The 18,629-nt window shown below is 39.3% G+C and carries 19 protein-coding genes and 1 pseudogene; 9 read left to right on the forward strand and 11 right to left on the reverse strand.

The features are described 5' to 3' along the window. Nucleotides 1–13: 13 nt before the first annotated feature. Nucleotides 14–577 carry a hypothetical protein gene (locus A7P55_RS00510; protein WP_023271237.1) on the reverse strand — a complete coding sequence of 188 codons (564 nt, stop codon included), beginning with the start codon at nt 575–577 and terminating at the stop codon, nt 14–16. Nucleotides 578–738: 161 nt separating this feature from the next. Here A7P55_RS00510 and A7P55_RS00515 point away from each other — a divergent pair, with 161 nt between their 5' ends. Beyond that, complete coding sequence (locus tag A7P55_RS00515; protein ID WP_171550693.1) at nt 739–1,374, forward strand: class I SAM-dependent methyltransferase; 636 nt, start codon at nt 739–741, stop codon at nt 1,372–1,374. Here A7P55_RS00515 and A7P55_RS00520 read toward each other — a convergent pair. Beyond that, entirely contained in the window at nt 1,368–1,838 is a 471-nt protein-coding gene (locus A7P55_RS00520; protein WP_171550694.1) for a Holliday junction resolvase-like protein, read from the reverse strand. The genes A7P55_RS00515 and A7P55_RS00520 overlap by 7 nt on opposite strands. A 130-nt stretch (nt 1,839–1,968) precedes the next feature. Between A7P55_RS00520 and A7P55_RS00525 the strand changes: the two genes are divergently transcribed. The 4 genes from A7P55_RS00525 (at nt 1,969) to yccS (ending at nt 6,930) form a co-directional block, all read left to right on the forward strand. Continuing rightward, nucleotides 1,969–2,613: a ParA family protein gene (locus A7P55_RS00525; protein ID WP_004657565.1), complete on the forward strand. Its 645-nt coding sequence runs from the start codon at nt 1,969–1,971 to the stop codon at nt 2,611–2,613. Between the two features lie 123 nt (nt 2,614–2,736). After that, nucleotides 2,737–3,831, forward strand: coding sequence for an AI-2E family transporter (locus A7P55_RS00530; RefSeq protein ID WP_171550695.1), 1,095 nt, complete (start codon nt 2,737–2,739; stop codon nt 3,829–3,831). A 108-nt stretch (nt 3,832–3,939) separates the two neighbouring features. Next, the gene (gene sodC, locus A7P55_RS00535) at nt 3,940–4,521 is read left to right on the forward strand and encodes a superoxide dismutase family protein (RefSeq protein WP_171550696.1); all 582 of its coding nucleotides are present in this window, start codon (nt 3,940–3,942) and stop codon (nt 4,519–4,521) included. Between the two features lie 258 nt (nt 4,522–4,779). Beyond that, entirely contained in the window at nt 4,780–6,930 is a 2,151-nt protein-coding gene (yccS, locus tag A7P55_RS00540) for a YccS family putative transporter (RefSeq protein WP_171550697.1), read from the forward strand. A 17-nt stretch (nt 6,931–6,947) separates the two neighbouring features. Here yccS and A7P55_RS00545 read toward each other — a convergent pair whose 3' ends face one another. Next, the gene (locus A7P55_RS00545) at nt 6,948–8,165 is read right to left on the reverse strand and encodes an MFS transporter (RefSeq protein WP_171550960.1); all 1,218 of its coding nucleotides are present in this window, start codon (nt 8,163–8,165) and stop codon (nt 6,948–6,950) included. 378 nt (nt 8,166–8,543) lie between these two features. Beyond that, a complete protein-coding gene (locus A7P55_RS00550) occupies nt 8,544–8,915 on the reverse strand; it encodes a hypothetical protein (protein ID WP_171550698.1) in 372 nt (123 codons plus the stop codon). Nucleotides 8,916–9,095: 180 nt separating this feature from the next. On the opposite strand from A7P55_RS00550, the gene A7P55_RS00555 reads away from it, so the two are divergent. Further along, a complete protein-coding gene (locus tag A7P55_RS00555) occupies nt 9,096–9,971 on the forward strand; it encodes a DUF4349 domain-containing protein (protein ID WP_171550699.1) in 876 nt (291 codons plus the stop codon). 158 nt (nt 9,972–10,129) lie between these two features. Here A7P55_RS00555 and A7P55_RS22840 read toward each other — a convergent pair whose 3' ends face one another. Further along, a complete protein-coding gene (locus tag A7P55_RS22840) occupies nt 10,130–10,297 on the reverse strand; it encodes a trypsin-like serine protease (protein WP_171550961.1) in 168 nt (55 codons plus the stop codon). Then, nucleotides 10,255–11,403 (reverse strand): S1 family peptidase, encoded by a 1,149-nt coding sequence (locus tag A7P55_RS00565; RefSeq protein WP_252727800.1) that lies wholly within the window; start codon nt 11,401–11,403, stop codon nt 10,255–10,257. The genes A7P55_RS22840 and A7P55_RS00565 overlap by 43 nt, the downstream gene beginning before the upstream one ends. Before the next feature lie 698 nt (nt 11,404–12,101). Here A7P55_RS00565 and A7P55_RS00570 point away from each other — a divergent pair. Together A7P55_RS00570 and A7P55_RS00575 are read left to right on the forward strand one after the other, a co-directional pair. Then, the gene (locus A7P55_RS00570) at nt 12,102–12,692 is read left to right on the forward strand and encodes an NAD(P)H-dependent oxidoreductase (protein ID WP_171550700.1); all 591 of its coding nucleotides are present in this window, start codon (nt 12,102–12,104) and stop codon (nt 12,690–12,692) included. A gap of 13 nt (nt 12,693–12,705) precedes the next feature. After that, nucleotides 12,706–13,020 (forward strand): putative quinol monooxygenase, encoded by a 315-nt coding sequence (locus tag A7P55_RS00575; RefSeq protein ID WP_171550701.1) that lies wholly within the window; start codon nt 12,706–12,708, stop codon nt 13,018–13,020. A gap of 242 nt (nt 13,021–13,262) precedes the next feature. Here the strand turns inward: A7P55_RS00575 and A7P55_RS00580 are convergent, their stop codons facing one another. The 5 genes and pseudogenes from A7P55_RS00580 to A7P55_RS00600 form a co-directional block, all read right to left on the reverse strand. After that, nucleotides 13,263–13,730 (reverse strand): hypothetical protein, encoded by a 468-nt coding sequence (locus A7P55_RS00580; protein ID WP_171550702.1) that lies wholly within the window; start codon nt 13,728–13,730, stop codon nt 13,263–13,265. A 1-nt stretch (nt 13,731) separates the two neighbouring features. Further along, a complete protein-coding gene (locus A7P55_RS00585) occupies nt 13,732–14,202 on the reverse strand; it encodes a hypothetical protein (RefSeq protein WP_252727801.1) in 471 nt (156 codons plus the stop codon). Nucleotides 14,203–14,339: 137 nt separating this feature from the next. Next, nucleotides 14,340–14,890: pseudogene (locus A7P55_RS00590) on the reverse strand (PAAR domain-containing protein). Nucleotides 14,891–14,908: 18 nt separating this feature from the next. Further along, nucleotides 14,909–15,331, reverse strand: a complete 423-nt coding sequence (locus tag A7P55_RS00595) for a PAAR domain-containing protein (protein WP_171550704.1) — start codon at nt 15,329–15,331, stop codon at nt 14,909–14,911. A 248-nt stretch (nt 15,332–15,579) separates the two neighbouring features. Continuing rightward, the gene (locus A7P55_RS00600) at nt 15,580–16,989 is read right to left on the reverse strand and encodes an FAD-binding oxidoreductase (RefSeq protein WP_171550705.1); all 1,410 of its coding nucleotides are present in this window, start codon (nt 16,987–16,989) and stop codon (nt 15,580–15,582) included. Between the two features lie 347 nt (nt 16,990–17,336). Between A7P55_RS00600 and serA the strand changes: the two genes are divergently transcribed. Then, complete coding sequence (gene serA, locus A7P55_RS00605; RefSeq protein WP_004803998.1) at nt 17,337–18,569, forward strand: phosphoglycerate dehydrogenase; 1,233 nt, start codon at nt 17,337–17,339, stop codon at nt 18,567–18,569. Nucleotides 18,570–18,629 lie beyond the last annotated feature (60 nt).

An 18,629-nucleotide genomic window follows, 5' to 3' on the forward strand; every position in this document is an offset into this window, starting at 1 on the left:
TTCACATTCATTGTTAGATATTCTGCTTCTCAATCCAATGAATGGAACTCACACGAAATAACTCACATGCGCCATCACCCACTCCACCTGGGGTTAAAGAAGATTTCCACACCAAGTCCTTATCTCGAACTTCGACCAGCTCACCTTTGAGTTGGACCAAGTCACCGCGTTTTACTTGCTTGATTTGTTTAGCAATCTCTGGATTGGCAGGAATAATATGCATATTGGACACCAGTTTGATCGCTTGATCGGGTGGCACAGGCAGTGTATTCATTTTCCAATTCAAATAACGATCATATTGACGTACATCAATCGTTCTGGCGATTGCAGGATCAGTAAACGCACCCAAACTCACCGCATAGTCAATCGGAGAAAATTTGGCTTGCTCATCATCATGATAAACTTTTGAACCAAGAATACGGAAATTACCATCAAAAGGTTTTAATACCGAAATCGATTGATATTCCACAACAGGCGCTAAGCCATTGGCAATATTATATTCTGCCTGACCCGTTGATGCATGTGTTTGCCCAATTGCAGCCACCATGCATAAACTCATCCATAGACGTTTTTTCATGGCTCGATTATCCTCGAAAATATTAGAAAAGCCTTTCTCTTGATAGTATGCTGAGATGGTGAAAAAAAGTGCTTTTTTTGGTAACAATCAAACTCACTTTAGTCATATTTTTGTGCTGTTAGTGAAGTATCCTCTTTATTAAAACCAACGAATGGATCTCTATGATTTACCAATTTTACCAACGTCATATCTTTCCTCATTTGCTCAATCAGGTCATGCAAACCGCCAGCTTGATGGATCGACGTCGTGAATTACTGCTGCCGATTGAAGGTGAAGTACTCGAAATTGGTTTTGGTACAGGGCTCAATATTCCGTTTTATGGCAATGTTGATTCAGTGTACGCCTTAGAGCCCAATCCTGATATTTATCAATTGGCCATTGAACGGGTACAACATGCACCTTTCTTTATTAAGCATGTGCAATCCAGTGCAGAAAAACTCCCCTTTGCAGATGCCTCTTTAGATCATATTGTGTCGACGTGGACACTGTGTAGCATTGCTGATCTTGAACAGGCCTTAGCCGAAATACATCGGGTACTCAAACCAACAGGAACCTTCCATTTGGTTGAGCATGTCAAACATCCAAACTCGACAAAAATCCAATCTTTGCAAACGCTGCTGACGCCAATTCAAAAACGTATTGCCGATGGTTGTCATCTAAACCGAGACATTGAACGCCAGCTCTTACAAGCCAAATTTAAATTCATCGAAAAACAGTATTTTGATGCAGAAGGTATTCCTGCTGTCGCACAAACAATGCTGTTGGCGCGTGTACAAAAATTAGAAATACCTCATTGACCTTCAAAATCGATTCGTAAGGTTTCAAAACGAATACGCCCTTCTGTGACCGCTTGAGCAATCGCCTGCTGCCCTTTGCTTAAGCGTGCGCCACCACTTTTAATATCCAGTAAAATCACTTCAATATCTTCGGCTGTGCCATCGCCATCTCGAAAGTCGGTATAACCATCAAAAACCACGTAATCGACAGGATCACCTAAAAATTTAGCATCACTGGGTAAATAACGAAACTCAGGCAGAATCGGTGCAAACTGCTCCGCCATTTTACCTTTCAATACCGCACGGCTGGTATTGACACTACGCTTCTGCGCATCGAGTAAAGCTTGCTTATGTTCCAGCTCCAATTCAGCAATATATTTCTCATACTCCGCCTGAATCCGCCCATTACGAGTGCTGGATAAAATAATCGTGGTGATCACGACACCAATACAACCACCAATCAGCATCGCTAACCAAACCGACATAGTCACTTTCCTTTGCTTGAATGCAGCTATTTAACTGCAACATGAAACTTTTGTCATGTGTAACACACTTGACCGAAAAAGATGCTAAGGTATAAACGAATACGAGAGCCTAGTTAATAAATCTAATTTCATGAAAACCATATTAATCGCAAATCAAAAAGGTGGCTGTGGCAAGACCATGACAGCTATTACACTGGCTGCAGCACTATCTCAAAAAGGATATAAGGTTGCGCTGGCTGACGCTGACAACCAAAAATCGTCTTTGCAATGGCTCAAGCAACGTCCTGAAACCGTCACAGGCATTCAGAGTCTGGATTGGCGACATGAAAAATCGATTGGTGAAGCGCCAAAGAATTTAGATTATTTAATTATTGATGCGCCTGGTGCTCTTTCAGGGGAACATGCAGAGCAACTGGTCAGCGAAGCGCATGCGATTGTGACACCATTGCAACCATCGTTCTTTGATATCGACAGTACCCGTCGCTTCTTAAAACATTTACAAGACATTAAACGTATTCGTAAAGGTAAAGTACAAATCCTGTTGATTGCCAATCGCGTCAAACCGAACAGTGCCAGTTCCAAAGATATTCAAGACTTCTTTAGCAAGATTGAGCAAGATCCTGTGGCATGGATTTCTGAGCGTAGTGCCTACGGTACATTGGCAATGCAAGGGCTGAGTGTGTTCGATAAAACCCAGAAAAATTTTGTCAGTATCCAAAGCCAATGGCAGCCTGTTTTAAACCAGTTAGTCGATGATCCAAGCGAGTGGTTCTAAAGCTTTGCAAAGAAACGTAATCTTTTGATATCAAATCTTAAAATGGGGAAATGAAAATTTCCCTTGTCTGCTTTTTCAGTTAAGATGGTTTTATTCAATTTCTAGCACTAGAGAAATACTATCGTGCAACAATACGCTCCCATCTTACAACGCGTTTTGCTGTTTGGACTATTCTTTGTCCTGCTCTTTTTGGGATTTAGTATTCTCAAATACTTTATTGTCCCTGTCCTTTGGGCCGCAATTATTGCCTATATGACTTGGCCCGTATATCTATGGGTACAGCGTCGTTTCTTTGGTGAAAACCGACCTACACTGAATGCCACCCTGATGATTAGCTTGGTCATTATCGTGATTGGTGTGCCATTTATCTGTGCGATCTTTATGCTGCAACTTGAAGGTCGTAATTTATATTTTAATTTACAGCGACAACTGTTTTCAGGCCATGTTCAAGTCCCTGAATTTATCAAAAATCTACCGATTATAGGCAAAGACATCAGTCGTACTGTCAATGAACTGAGTAGTGATCCGAACAGCATTACCAAAAATATTGCCGAATGGATTCAAAGCCATCTGAGTTATGGCCGTTTTGTGTTGAGCGAGATTAGCCGTAACTTGGTCAAACTCACATTTGCACTGATGACTCTGTTCTTCTTCTACCGTGACGGACAAATGATTTTGGCACAAGTGAGTCGTGCCTTGGAAATGGTGATTGGTCCACGCGTGCATCATTATTTAGATACCATTTCAGAAACAACCCGTGCTGTCGTATACGGCGTTGGTTTAACTGCAGTTGCACAAGCTCTATTGGCCGGCCTTAGCTATTTTGTCGCTGGTGTTCCAAATCCAATGCTGTTGACTATGGTCACCTTTATCTTGGCGCTGATTCCTTTTGGAACACCTGTTTCATATCTTGGGGTAGGCCTGTGGTTATTTGCTCAAGGGCAAACCATGGAAGCCATTGGGGTTGTGGTTTGGGGTGTGGTGATTGTGAGTAGCTCGGATAACGTCATTCGTCCACTGGTGATCTCAGGCGCGACCCAGATTCCATTTATCTTGATCATGTTTGGGGTATTAGGCGGTATTGCCAGCTTTGGTCTGGTCGGCCTATTCATTGGCCCAGTGATTTTAGCCATCCTGTTAGCGATTTGGCGTGAATGGCTGCATGAAAATGTCGAAGAGCCTGTTGCAGCGTTAGAAGCTCCTCCCGAAACTAAATAGGTATATTTCGTTTAATTTTTTGTCATCAATTGATTAATGTGGCTTGCGAGATATCCCTGACTTTGTTTGAATCGTCAAATAAAGATAATTTATAAGGATATCTTCGCAATGACGTCAATGCTTCAAAAAATTTCTCTGCTCGGCTGTTTGAGTTTAAGTATCGCAGCCTGTTCTTCGGTTTCTCTAGATAACAATGCAGCTAAGATTCAAACCAAAGCCAGTAAAAGCGATCAAAAGCAATTGATCCAAGTCTATCAAGTCGATGCCAATGGCGTTGGTGCTTCCATCGGAACCGTTGCTTTCCAACAAACACCAAAAGGTTTATTAATCACCCCTGCACTTTGGAAACTTTCTCCTGGCGAACATGGTTTCCACATCCATGAGAACCCATCCTGTGAAGCTGCATTAAAAGATGGAAAAATGGGCGCAGCTTTGGCAGCAGGCAGTCATTTAAATCCTGAAAAAGTCGCGCATCATGGTACGCCTGAAACGGGCCACTTAGGTGATTTACCCGTATTGGTAGTGAATGAAAAAGGCTTTGCAACCACACCTGTGATTGCACCACGTTTAAAACTGTCAGATATTCAAAATCGTGCGATCATGATCCATGTCGGTGGAGACAATTATTCGGATACACCAAAACCATTAGGCGGTGGTGGTGACCGTATTGCCTGCGGTGTGATTAAGTAATTTCAATACTGTGGGTATCTTCCGAGTTATCCACAGTTGTTTTGCTTTTAGTCATTTTTTATGTGTTCTTTAATCGCATCATAACAAAATACAATTGAGCATGAATTTTGCATCTTATCTCTTATATGAAAAATCAAGTATTTGAAAGATCATGCAAATATTCATGTTCAAAAATAGTGCTGCTTGTTGGTTAACAATGCTTTCCTTTGGGAAATTTATTTGTATGATGAATCCAGAACATATTAAAGAATAAGAATCGTGAAAAATTTATCCCTCCTGTTCAATCGCTTTCGCTCCAACTCGATTCTGCTTTATTGCCTACAAATCATGATTGTGCTTTGCGGTACAACACTCGGTTTACATCATTTCGGATTTGGACAGTTAATTGTGCCTGTGACCTTAGGTGCGATTGCGACCGCACTGACCGACTTTGATGATCGTCTCAGTATCCGTTTACGTAACCTGATTTATGTCTGCGTGCTGTTCTTTACAGTCAGTACCATTTTAGAGTTTCTTGCCCCCTTTAAATTTTGGTTCATTGTCTATCTCAGCCTCTCCAGTGCTGCGCTGGTCATGATGGGTGCGCTTGGGCAACGCTATGCCACCATTTCCTTTGGCACAATTCTACTGTCGATCTATACCATGTTCGGTCTAGGTGAGTATCCAGCTTGGTATCAGCAACCGAGTTATTTTGTATTGGGTGCCTTGTGGTATGGACTGACTTCGATCTTATTTTTTGTGATTCGCCCAACCTTGCCTTTACAAGAAAAGATCTCAACTATTTTTCAGGAGCTTGCGGAATTACTTCAGGCCAAATCACGTTTATTCGACCCAGATAATATTGATAATGTCGAAACACTTCTATTCGAACTTTCTCAAAAAAATAGCCAAGTGGTCAGTAGCCTGAATCAAGCCAAAAACTCCTTACTAACACGCTTAAAAGCATCTCGGGTGAACAACACCAGTATTTATTGGCTGAACTTATATTATTTTGCCCAAGATATGCATGAACAAGTCACGTCCAGTTATCTGCATTATGAAAAAATTTATCAAAATTTTAGCCGCAGTGATTTAATTTTCCGTATTCAAAAAAATATGCAGCTACAAGCCTTGGCGTGTCATGATTTAAGCCAAGCAATCTTACATCATCAAAGCTATCAGCCCCGTGAATCTGCCCATAAGGCATTGGACAATCTAGAATCGTCGATGCGTGATTGGGTACAACAACATCCCCATAATCTTGAAGTTAAAAATCTAGAATTGATCCTCAATAATTTAAAAAGTGTGCATGAGCAGTTTGCTCAACTGCAACTCAATCAAAATATTGAACAGCCTTCACCGCAGCAACATCAGGATCATTTGAACTTACTCGATGATGATATTCAGGGGGTTCAGGATTTAATTTTAAAGATCAAACAGCAACTCAGTCCACAATCGGCGCTGTTCCGTCATGCGGTGCGTTTGGCTGTGATCTTTGCAGTGGGTTATGCCATTTCCTTATTGCCTTTTGCCCAAAATGGCTACTGGATTTTACTTACCAGTTTATTCGTTTGCCAAATCACCTACTTTGCCACCAAAAGTCGTCTCAAACTCAGAACCATCGGCACTTTACTCGGGGTGTTATTGGGGATTCCTATTCTTTATTTTGTACCCAGTATTGAGGGACAACTGGTCCTCACTGTGATTTGTGGGGTGTTATTTTTCTATTTAAGACAAAAAAAATATGCGCTTGCCACGGTCATGGCCACTTTGATGGTGTTATTGATTTTTAATTTAAAAGGTGCGGGTTTTAGTATTATTCTGCCACGCATTATTGACACTTTTATTGGTTGTGCCATTGCATGGCTTGCGGTCAATTTCATTTGGCCCGATTGGAATTTTCGCAATATCTCCAGCAATATCAAGAAAAATAATCAAACCACCTTTGATTATTTTCATGCGGTGGTACAGCAATATCATCAAGGGCGTGAACTCGATCTGGAATACCGAACCACTCGACGTGCCGCACATAATGCCCAGATCGAGCTGTCGAATATGATCTCAAGTCTGAGTACCGAACCTCAGCCCAATCAAGAACTCATTCAATATGCGTTTCGCTATTTGGTCTATAGCCATAGCCAACTCAGCTATGTCTCAGCCTTGGGACATCAACGTGAGAAAATCGAAGATCAGGCGTTATTGGAGTTACTAGATAAAATTGAGCATGTGCTCAAGCAAAGTCTGATCGAACAAGCTGCTATTCCGCAACAGCAAGTAGAATGCCTGCTCGAAGAGATTGAGATCCTCAATCAACAGCATCAGATCTCTGCAAAGCACCCGTTGCTGTTAAAACAAATGAGTCTGTTACTCGAGACCTTACCTGAGTTAGTCCTATTAAAAAATAAACTGCTCGCCTTAGAAATCAAGTGAGCAGTCGATGGGGATAATTAATTCAACCCGTCTTGCTGACGTGCCAGCATATGCTGTTTCAAGGCATGGCGTGGTGAACTAAACCAGAATAAAATCAAGACCAGACTGGCTAAAGCAAAGGCCCAAATATGGAAATGGGTATACAGTACCCGAACCAATTCAATCACGACAAAATAACTCACCATCATCAACATCGAGACTGCCGCTGCGACTGTTCCTTTAGACACTTCAGATGACATCAATGCAAAGCGGTACATCACCGAGAAGCTAATCCCCTCACCCAAGCTCACTAAAGTCATGCCAATCAAGAGACAAGGCACCAGATAAGTCTGCCAAATCACACCCAACACCAAGAAGACCGTTCCCAATAACATAATCGGCAAACCAAACAGAATGGTTTGACCGAGAGGGAAACGATCAATGATCTTGATCAGAATGATATTGCCGGCAATCAAGCCAAAAAACACAGGGAACTGTGCCAAGCCATATTGCACACTGCTCAATTTCAGCTCATCCACCAAAATGATTGGTGATAAGGCAATCCATAACATCAAAGGCATTCCCACCATTGGTAAAGCAATGCTTAAGCCCAAGAAACGGCGGTTGCTCAATACTTTTTTAAAGTCATCAAAGATATAGCTAAAAGGCTGCTTCGGTTGTTTACGGCTTTCTTGGGTCGCAGGCATAAATTTCTTTAAACCAAACCAACTCAAGAAAGATACCGCAGCAATGGCGACAAAGCCCCAATGCCATGACACATAATCAATCAGAAATGCACCCAATACAGGGCCCAGTAAAGGTGCCAATAAGGAGATATTCGCCATCAGTGCCATGACTTTGATCGCGTCGCGCTCTTCAAAGGTTTCTTGAATCGCAGCATAACCCACCGCAGAAATGACGCTCAGCCCCATACCCTGCAAGAAACGCAGTGTCAGGAACTGTTCAATATTATGGGTCAATAATATCAGCAAACAGCACAGCGTAAAAAATGCCACACCAGCCAAGAGCACTTTTTTACGCCCGAGACGGTCTGAAAGCGGTCCCAACAGCCAGGCAACACTGGCACCACCCAATAGATAGAATGACATTGACGAGGGTGCCCATGTCGCACTGACTGCAAATTGTTCTGTGATTGACAACATCGCAGGCTGAATCAAGTCATTACCGATGTAAACTGAAAATTCGAATAGCACTAAAGCTAAAGGAAACATGAGCGTTATACGGTTTAACGTCATGTTCTGATTATTCGTCATCATGTTTTATTCACAAAAATAACCAACTCGTGTGCGTCCCATTTTTCAGCAAGAAAAATAGGCCCATCACCACAAGATTTTATGGTCTAGATTTAAATTAAATTTTGATTCCATGCTGTGAGCCAGCATGTGATAAATGTGAAAACACCGTATTCACTAGGTGTATATAAGAAAAACAATTTATTTACGTGAGATTGGTAAACGTTTTACCATTTGGCTAAATTGCCACGCGCAACTGTAGCACTTTTTCAAAATGACCGCAATTTAAACAATCCATCACACCAATTCAGCAATGTGCATAACCGAAAAGTTATCCACAATTTTGCTGAACTTTTATCCACTGTTTAATAATGCACAAAATTATGGGCATAACTCAAATTGGAAAGTTTCGGTATTCTCTCCTCTAGCACATTGATAACTTTGCTTCTTATTGACGACTTTCCAAGTATTCTGGTCGCGTTTTAATTGATACTCAGTACGCACCGCAATCACAGAGTCATCCAACTGTGCTTGCTCCACTGTCACTTGTGCATCGGTTGGGTTTTCCGCACGATTGAATTGCTGATCTATTTTTAAATTACTGTCTTCATGAAACAGATTGGGTTGATCCGATAAAATCACATGCATCACTGTACTCTTTTGCACTTCTGCTTGCTGTTGCGAGGGTGCAATCGGCTGATTACATGCAGTGAGGAATAAAGCAGAACCTAACATCAGTGCCATTTTATGCATTTTGTACCTATCCAATCCATTTAGCTCATTTATGCTACTATGCAAAACTGAATGGCCACGCAACAAAATGTATGTGGCGTGCATTAAATTTGTTGTCATCATTCAAGATGATGATCATAACAAATGATTAAAAAAACACAGTTTATAACATCAAAATCACCTTAGTTTGGACATGCCGATATGTCAGATTTAGCAAAGAAATTAACGATTATTTTAATCCTTGGGAGCACCGCCTTAGGTTGCTCGAAAAAACAGGAAGACCCTGCCAGTGAAGCTGCAATGGCAACTGAAACTGCCGCTGCAGACAGTCAAGCAGTGCAAGACAATGCCGTTCAAAATCCAGAGCAATTAGTCAGCAATCAACAAAGTGCTTTGGAACAGAATCGTCAATTGGTCAAAAGCGCACAATTGCAATTTGAAGTGAAGGATGTGCTAAAAACCACATCAGCACTAGAGCAGCAGTTATTGCAATACAATGGTTATATCGAAGAGAAGCAGATTAATTATCAAGTCAGTGACCGCTCTGAACGTGATCGAATTGATGGCAGTGTCGACATCTATGAAAAGATTACCCCCACAGTGCAACTCACGGTTCGTATTCCCAATGCACAAGTCACCAACTTCTTAAATAATTTACTGCCACTCATGCTGAACTTTAATACCCAAAGCTATGAAGCCAAGCGTTATGAGTTAAAATTGCTCGAAGAAAAACTCAATACCGCCAATCAAAGTAACAGCGGATCCAATGCGGTGAACAATCAGCTACAGCAACTGACCAATTTAGAAGTCAAAGACCGTTTGGCTTATAGCACCATTCGACTGGAATTCTTCCAGCAATCACAAGTGCGTAAATCCCATGATCTGAATATCAATCGTATTGCCACCTTAGACAGTGATCCGCTCTTCAGTCGAATTTGGGAAGCGATTAAAGTGGGCTTATATGGCTTTAGAGAAACCATCATTTGGCTTGTGATGCTGTGGCCGCTGTATTTGGCAATTGCCATTTTATGGGGAGCCCGCCGTTGGTACAAGGCTAAAAAATCGAAAATCGAATAGTTTAATTATTGACTTTTGATCAAGAGTCTTTTGCTCATCAATAGATTTGTCTAATATAGCCTTATAACTCATTGAAGTCTGTCATATTATCTGTCGTGAGATTTTTTTTATGATACGATTCCAATGAGTTATCTATTATTGTTATGTGCAGAGGACTTTTAATATAAAAGTTGCACATTAATTGCATTGAGGCGATCTGTACTCATGTAGATTGCTAAATCACATTGGCCGATAGAGTTACCTCTTGATGCTCCCATTGAATGTATTCCAACTGCAACAGTACTTATAAACCATGGGCCTCCGCTATCCCCCCAGCACAGGCTAATCCAGGGCTACTACTTGGCGGTACTAAGGCAATCCAAGTATTTGAACATTGTATATTATTATTAGGGCCACATAATGGGTCTCCATTACTTTGAACTGGTTTATAAGCAACTGATGTTACGTCACCACAACTGAAACCAGTCGTGATGCCATAATGGCAATAGTTCTGTCCTACAGCGGTACTTGCTTGTGATCTTCTGCCTGTTAATGTGCGAGGGGTTGTAGATGATTCAGCATAGAATTTAGCTTCATTAGTACCATTTGTCGTATACCACTTTACATCCGTAGTACTTGTTAAGGATGAAGACTGTGGCGTTAAAGTATGTGATGCTCCATCAACACCTGTATAAGGTGCTGTTGTATTATTTTGGCCACAATGGCCAGCCGTTGCCACACCAGTAGTTGAACCTGATGTTTGTTTGACTACAAACCCAGTTGTACAGCCTTCTCCTGTAGTACTATTAATTATTGTACCGCTTCCTCGTACAGCTTCTCTTGACAAAGGGGCTCCAATATACATAAGCCGAATAGGTATATTTAATAGACTTTTTACTTGATTTAATTTTGTTAGATCATCGTTGCTTTTCAAAATTGTAAGAACAATTTCTCCTGTTTTCTCATCTACATAACTGCCTTGGAGATTTGGATAAATTTGCTTTATTTCATTTATATGATTATCTAATAAGTCATTGAGTTGTTGGTTTGTATATTGAGCGTTTTCTTCAAATTCAACTTTTAACTCAAGTGGAATATTTGACTGTTTTAGTTTAGAAAATTGTGGTTGAGGAATCGTAAGTGCTTTATTTCTCTCTTTAGAGTTGCCAACTAATTTTACCACTATTTTAGAGTATGGTTCGTGCTCGATATAAATTCCAGCCAACCTATCTTTATATTTTGCGCGCAACTCTTCTACTATTTTGGCTGAATAGTCTTCTGTTAAAAACCTTCTATAAGCTTTTTCTGGATCTATTTTAGTAAGCTGTGCATATTTAGCAGAATCTGATTTTAATGCGTATTCAAACTCTGAAGTTTTAGTTTTATCAGCCGCTATAGTACTAACTGAAGTAAAGGCTGTTAAAATACTTAAAATATAACACAAACTTTTCATCAACTTAATTCCTGATATTTAGATTTTAATTTTTTAAACAATTAATTTTAAGAACCTCTCTGACATATTAAAGAATAGAAAAACGTAATCACCTCGAATCAGGGCTAAGATATTTATTTAAGACAATGAAATAATTGTAATTTTTATGACTATTTAAATCCAATTTTAGTTCTATCAGATCTAATCATAAATTTTTTCATAAACAAGATATCGAATCGCTCACAAGTTGTGATGATCTTATCTCCTTAAGTAGGATTCAGGTTAATTAAGATCAATTTACTCTATGCCAAATTTTTAAATATTTAAATATTTAAATATTATTTTTCCTTTTTTATGGTAACTTTTTAATTTTTAAAAATTAATATTTTTGAAAAATTAATTTATGGCCTAATATATCAATATAATTAGATATATTTGTTAATTATAATAATCTGAGCCTATCAAAGCTATTTTATAAGATTACTTCTTTGGAGCCACTTATGTGAATAAAATTTAAATTCAAACATAAGGTGCGACAGATTTAATGATTGCGATTTTATGGGGCATTCGTCGTTGGTATAAAGCTAAAAAATCTAAAATCGAATAGTTCAATTATTGACTTTTGATCAATAGTCTTTTGCTCATTTATGCATTTTTACTCATGAATAGATTTTCTAAAATGCGTTCCAGTTTTTAGAGATTTATTTTTGAGTAATCGCATGAGCAATATTTTAATTATTAATGGTGCCAAACAATTTGCACATTCGAATGGTGAGTTGAACGACACCCTGACCGAGTTTTCTCAAGCACATCTAAGCACCTTAGGTCATCAGGTACAAGTGACTCGTACCGACAGTGACTATGATATTCAAGCCGAAATTGCCAAATATCTATGGGCAGATGTGGTGATTTACCAAATGCCAGGTTGGTGGATGGGCGCACCATGGACCATGAAAAAATACATCGATGATATCTTCACGATTGGCCATGGTTCACTGTATGCCAGCGATGGCCGTAGCCGTTCAGATGCATCGAAAAAGTATGGTTCAGGTGGCCTAATCCAAGGTAAAAAATATATGTTGTCTTTAACTTGGAATGCACCAATGGAAGCCTTTACCGATCCAGACCAGTTCTTCCACGGCGTTGGTGTGGATGGCGTTTATTTACCTTTCCATAAAGCCAATCAATTCTTGGGTATGGACTCACTGCCGACCTTTATTGTGAATGATGTCATTAAGGCGCCAAACGTACCAAGTTATATCGAAGCGTATAAAACCCATTTAGATCAGTTGTTTGCCACAAGCCATTAAGTGAGAAAATATCATGCTAACCATTATTGCTGAAATTTATACGCATGCAGGTGCGGAACATCGCCAAGCAGTTTTAGATGCTTTTCAAAAAATCATTCCAACGGTACTGGCAGAAGATGGTTGTCATGGCTATGAACCCTTGATTGATCATCTTCCTGCGATTGAGATGCAAGCAACTGATGAAAATATGATTGTCATCTTAGAGAAATGGCAAAGTACTGCTCATTTAGCAGCCCATATGCAAACTGCCCATATGCAGCAGCATTTTGAAGCTACTAAAGAGCATGTTGCGGATGTAAAAATCCGTATTCTAAACAGCAGCATCTAAACCCAAGACGATCAGTAAAGGAATGCTTACTGATCGTACTTTATTCATAATATCATTGGCATAGAGAAATCTCTTAAACAATAGTTCATAGTAGAATTTGCTCAAATGTCCAATATATTAAAAAGCTATCCTCCAGATGCAAGAGACAATTAGAAATAGAGTAACCCCAACCTAAACAAGATTGAGAAATGAGTTTTGGGATGTAGCCCCAAAGTTAAGAAAAATTGGGGGAAATAGAGAATTTACTTTAAAGTTGAGCAAGGAACATCAAATATTCTTTTATCTTGATGGGATAATAAACTTTCCCATTTTTGTTGTTTTTTACTAAGCCAACCATAGAATTCTGTATAAACATCCCCTTTTAAGTTCAATGCATCTTTATATTTATCTGAAAGTAAGAATTTTCCCATTACACATAGGGAATTAATTTGAGTGATCTCCATATCTTTTTCGAAGTCATCATTTTTACCAGAATCACGTAAAAGCCTTTCAAAAAACATTGCTTTTGATATTGAGGAATCATAAATACTTTTTGTTAAGTCAGACGGTTGTTGTTGTAATGCTTTTGCATAAACAATACTATCAAAACCAATTAAAATAGGAGGTAATGGTATTTGCAATACAAGTTGTTCTTTTGGAGGTGTTTTATTACTACAACCACTAGAAAGTAATAAAAGACATATGAGTATAATTTTTTTAGCAGCTAACATATTACCAGTTCCTTGAACCTGTATTAGTATCTGGATATCGACGATCACTAGCTAATAGTTTTAATGCTTGAGGATCATAATCTTGATTAAAAATTTGCTTAAATAACTGTCTATTAATCACTGTTCCATTGTAATTATTTCGAGCTAATTCAGTTGCATTTTTTACAAGTTCGGTAGGATTGAGTGTATCTATAGTTCCTTTCAAAGATACCAGATCTAAGACTGAAAATGATGTTTTAAATCTGATGGAGAAATTTTTTGATTCAAATTCAGCCATAAGAACTGCAATTTCTTTTAATGCATGCTTTTTTAGATAATATTGAAATTCCACATATTTTACTGTGTGAAATGATGGTCTATGCAATAAAGCGTTATTTATTTGGTTTAAATCGAATTCCATACCATATCGAACAGCTAATAAAAACTCTAATTTATTTCTTTTTTCGACTAATTCCCATGCCCATTGAGGCATCATAAAGTTATAAGGTTGAACAATTTTTCGATTAAATTGAAAAGTACAGAAAGGTTGAGGGACATTACATTATTCAACTTTTTGAGGCCAAGCTCCCATAGCTTCTGATGATGGATCTATTTGTTGAGCCATAATATTTACTCCCATTTATCCATTGGTTTAGAAAGGTCAAAAGTCTCAACTTTTACATCTGTAGCTGTGATTCCAGTGGTTGTAAGAGCTGTTTTCCCTTCTTCGTCAGTGTGACCATCTATTTGTTCGCCGGTGGAGAGGGTGATAGTGTAAAAAAATCAGCAATTGGCTCTTGGGTAACTTCATTCTTGAAATAAAAAGTGACGCTATTTTCTGTTTGTTCTGCCTTATTGGCGAAGCTATCAGTCATAACAGTTTTATTATTTATATTTGAACTTAAGCTACTTCCTTTACTATCCCCCACAACATGAGATTGTTTCGGCAAAATTTTAGCACCACAAGTAAGCTGATCACCGACATAAGCAACAGCTTTGCCATCAAGAATAATATGATCATGACTTTTAATAATCTTTGACCAACATTTACATTTAGGGCAAAAATGGCCATCACCTGCTACCAAAAATAAGTTACCCATTTGAGAGGTTCTCATTTGGGTTGCAGGAATGATACCACCATGATTTGTCATCGAGTTATGAATTGCAAAGCCTACAGCCATGATTGTCTCCTAAGAAATTTAGTCATGACAGAGAAAACCTTGAGGGATTTCTTGATCAGCATACAAACGATACTCAAATACAGATTGTAGACTTTCAATGATTTCATCACCATTTTCTAAACGGCTACCAACAAGTGCAATGTCATATCCTTCAATTGACCCTGCGTCGCCAGCACCCGAAATAATTTTAGAGGTTGTTCCATCCTCATAAATGGCTTCATCACCAACAACAGCAATAAGATGACCTTGTGCCTTAATTTTTTGGTTAATCGTCGCTCTGATTAATCCACCATTTTTTGTTTTAGAACCATCTGTCGCAGCAAAGAACTTTTTATGCTTCTTTTTATTCATAAACTCTTGTTCAGCAGCAATACGTTTGTGAATTTCCTCTACAGATAAATTGGACACTTCATCTTGGGATAATTTTTTTTTAGGATTCACTTCTACACCCTCATTCTTATTTAATTGAATAGTTAATATCAAATACATTATTTTTATTTATTTAGCTAACAAAAACTTATATAGACCTTTAATTGGCATATAATGTCAACAAATAGTGATAAATAAGTTTATATATTTATATTTCGTATTATAAAAATAAATTTTCATTATTAACTTTGATTTATGAACAATAAAAAAGCGCATCTTACGATACGCTTTTAACAGAACTTCTTTTATTTAATCAAGCATTAGAGATCAAATAATTTACCTGGGTTCATAATCCCATTCGGGTCAAACGCCAATTTCAATGCTTTCATATATTCAATTTCTTCAGGCGAACGCGAATATTCCAAATATGGCTTCTTAGTCATACCGACACCGTGCTCGGCAGAGATCGAACCATCATACTTTTTCACGGTCTCAAACACGTATTTATTCACCACCTGACACTTGGCAAAGAATTCATCTTTGGTCAGGTTTTCAGGTTTTAAAATATTGAGGTGCAAGTTACCGTCACCAATATGACCAAACCAGCAAATTTCAAAGTCTGGATAATTATCCGCAACAATCGCATCAATTTCTGCAATAAACGCAGGTACATGGGTAATTAATACAGAAATGTCATTTTTGTATGGAATAAACGGCGCAATCGACTCTGAAATATCTTCGCGTAAACGCCATAAGCTTTGCGCCTGTTCAAGGCTTTGGCTCATCACGCCATCAATCACCCAACCTTGTTCCATACAATGCTCAAAAATCTGCATTGCCTTGTCCATGATTGGTTCATACGGTGCTTCAAATTCCAATAACACATAGAACGGACATTGTGTTTCAAATGGACGTTGTACATGACCGCGATCCAATACTTTCTGCATTGCCAATTCACCAAAGAATTCAAAAGCAGTCAGGTCGATTGCATTTTGGAAAGCATGCAATACAGGCATGACTGCTTCAAAGTCAGGCGCACCCAATACCATCACTTGTAAGTTCTGTGGCTGACGCTCAAGCTTGATTTCAGCTTCTGTCACTAAACCTAACGTACCTTCACCACCGATAAATAAATGCTGTAACGAATAACCAGTCGCATTCTTAATCATGCCTTTGTTTAAACGCAGTACATCACCTTTACCTGTCACTACAGTTAAACCGAGTACCCAGTTACGGGTCATGCCGTATTTGATCACTTTAATGCCGCCGGCATTGGTACCGATGTTACCGCCAATCTGGCTTGAGCCTGCAGAAGCAAAATCGACTGGATAATACATACCCTGTTCTTCGGCATAATTCTGTAATTGCTCAGTCACCACGCCTGCTTGAACACGGACCATACGATCTGCGGGGAAGAATTCAAGAATCTGGTTCATCTTGTCAAAGCTAATTACGATCTCACCATTGGCAGCCACTGCACCCGCTGAAAGGCCAGTACGACCACCCGATGGGGTAATCGCCACATTAAACTGGTTGGCAAGTTTGACAATGGCCTGAACTTGTTCAGTGCTTGAAGGGAAAACGATGACTGATGGGTTCGGATCAAAATGTTTGGTATGATCTCGTCCCCAATTTTCCAAACTGTCGGCATCGGTTTTAATTCGGTTTTCACCCACAATTGCCGTTAATTGGGTCAATAACTCAGGTGTTAAAGCGACTGAAGCATTCATCGTTTACAGGCCTAGCAAGAAGTAAAGATAGAGCATTTGAATAACAACACAATATTTTTCAATATCTTAAAATGGTGTATTCAACATATAGAAACTCGGCAGAACAGCGCAAACCTGATGTTTTCAGATTTGACTATCAGATCTCTGCATTTTACATAGAAGCAGGCATGGGATAAAGCTTAGGATAAAGATACTGTAATAACAAAATGTGTATAACCAATAAAATTCAGCTTCAACTGAAAAATTATCAATAATTCTGCCGTGCTAATTTTAAACCAAATATTTATATCTCAAAGCTCTATGCTATAGTACTGCAACTAAATTTTGGCCTTTGTAGCGGAGCCGTAATGAGCCAACATCTATCACTACCTAAAGACAAAATCCGTTTCCTTCTGTTAGAAGGTGTGCATCAAAATGCCATCGATACCTTAAATGCAGCGGGTTATACCAACATCGATTATCACAAAACTGCGCTTGAAGGCGATGCTTTAAAAGAAGCAGTTAAAGATGCTCACTTCATTGGTATTCGTTCCCGTACGCAATTAACTGAAGAAATCTTTGAAGCTGCGAACAAACTGATCGCAGTCGGTTGCTTCTGTATTGGTACCAACCAAGTCGATTTAAAAGCGGCGATGTCTCGTGGTATCCCTGTATTCAACGCACCGTATTCAAATACACGTTCGGTTGCAGAATTGGTTCTTGCTGAAACAATTCTGTTGCTTCGTCGTGTACCTGAAAAATCGAAAGATACACATGCGGGCGGTTGGAATAAAGCTGCGGTGGGTTCATTTGAAACTCGTGGTAAGACGCTAGGTATCGTCGGTTACGGCTCGATCGGTTCACAACTTTCTGTATTGGCAGAAAGCTTAGGTATGAAAGTCATCTATTTTGATGCTGTGACTAAATTACCATTGGGTAATGCACGTCAAGTTGGCTCTTTAGATGAACTTTTAGCAACTGCGGATGTGGTAACGCTACACGTTCCAGATGTTCCATCTACGCGTAATTTCTTCAAGAAAGAACAATTCGCGAAAATGAAAAAAGGCTCAATCTTCTTGAACGCAGCACGTGGTACCTGTGTGGTGATCGAAGATTTAGCAGATGCGATCAAATCAGGTCACATCGCGGGTGCAGCGGTTGACGTATTCCCGAAAGAACCAAAAGCCAATGGTGAAGAGTTCCTATCTCCACTTCGCGGTTTAGACAACGTGATCTTAACCCCTCACGTGGGTGGTTCGACCATGGAAGCGCAAGCAAACATTGGTTTAGAAGTGGCTGAAAAATTCGTTGCTTATTCAGACAAAGGGATGACCCTTTCTGCGGTGAACTTCCCAGAAATCGCATTACCACTTTCTGATGGTCAGCACCGTTTGCTTCACATCCACAAAAACGTGCCAGGTGTGTTATCGAAAATCAACACCTTGTTCGCTGAACAAGGCATCAACATCTCTGGTCAGTCTTTAATGACCAAAGGTGATATCGGTTACTTGGTAATGGATGTTGACGCATCTGCATCTCAAGAAGCGCTTGATACCTTGAACCATGTTGAAGGTACCATCCGCGTTCGCGTATTGTTCTAAGTAATATTTAGAATAATGTCGAAAAAGCCACAGTTGATGCTGTGGCTTTTTTATGGGCGT

The sequence above is a fragment of the Acinetobacter sp. Ac_5812 genome (genome assembly GCF_013072695.1).
Lineage (GTDB): Bacteria > Pseudomonadota > Gammaproteobacteria > Pseudomonadales > Moraxellaceae > Acinetobacter.

What these genes read in the sequence shown, in the direction of transcription:
- A7P55_RS00510 (WP_023271237.1), bottom strand. Translation starts at nt 577, where the DNA reads ATGAAAAAACGTCTATGGATGAGTTTATGCATGGTGGCTGCAATTGGG.
- A7P55_RS00515 (WP_171550693.1), top strand. Translation starts at nt 739, where the DNA reads ATGATTTACCAATTTTACCAACGTCATATCTTTCCTCATTTGCTCAAT.
- A7P55_RS00520 (WP_171550694.1), bottom strand. Translation starts at nt 1,838, where the DNA reads ATGTCGGTTTGGTTAGCGATGCTGATTGGTGGTTGTATTGGTGTCGTG.
- A7P55_RS00525 (WP_004657565.1), top strand. Translation starts at nt 1,969, where the DNA reads ATGAAAACCATATTAATCGCAAATCAAAAAGGTGGCTGTGGCAAGACC.
- sodC (WP_171550696.1), top strand. Translation starts at nt 3,940, where the DNA reads ATGACGTCAATGCTTCAAAAAATTTCTCTGCTCGGCTGTTTGAGTTTA.
- A7P55_RS00545 (WP_171550960.1), bottom strand. Translation starts at nt 8,165, where the DNA reads ATGACGTTAAACCGTATAACGCTCATGTTTCCTTTAGCTTTAGTGCTA.
- A7P55_RS00550 (WP_171550698.1), bottom strand. Translation starts at nt 8,915, where the DNA reads ATGCATAAAATGGCACTGATGTTAGGTTCTGCTTTATTCCTCACTGCA.
- A7P55_RS00555 (WP_171550699.1), top strand. Translation starts at nt 9,096, where the DNA reads ATGTCAGATTTAGCAAAGAAATTAACGATTATTTTAATCCTTGGGAGC.
- A7P55_RS00565 (WP_252727800.1), bottom strand. Translation starts at nt 11,403, where the DNA reads ATGAAAAGTTTGTGTTATATTTTAAGTATTTTAACAGCCTTTACTTCA.
- A7P55_RS00570 (WP_171550700.1), top strand. Translation starts at nt 12,102, where the DNA reads ATGAGCAATATTTTAATTATTAATGGTGCCAAACAATTTGCACATTCG.
- A7P55_RS00575 (WP_171550701.1), top strand. Translation starts at nt 12,706, where the DNA reads ATGCTAACCATTATTGCTGAAATTTATACGCATGCAGGTGCGGAACAT.
- A7P55_RS00580 (WP_171550702.1), bottom strand. Translation starts at nt 13,730, where the DNA reads ATGTTAGCTGCTAAAAAAATTATACTCATATGTCTTTTATTACTTTCT.
- A7P55_RS00585 (WP_252727801.1), bottom strand. Translation starts at nt 14,202, where the DNA reads ATGCCTCAATGGGCATGGGAATTAGTCGAAAAAAGAAATAAATTAGAG.
- A7P55_RS00600 (WP_171550705.1), bottom strand. Translation starts at nt 16,989, where the DNA reads ATGAATGCTTCAGTCGCTTTAACACCTGAGTTATTGACCCAATTAACG.
- serA (WP_004803998.1), top strand. Translation starts at nt 17,337, where the DNA reads ATGAGCCAACATCTATCACTACCTAAAGACAAAATCCGTTTCCTTCTG.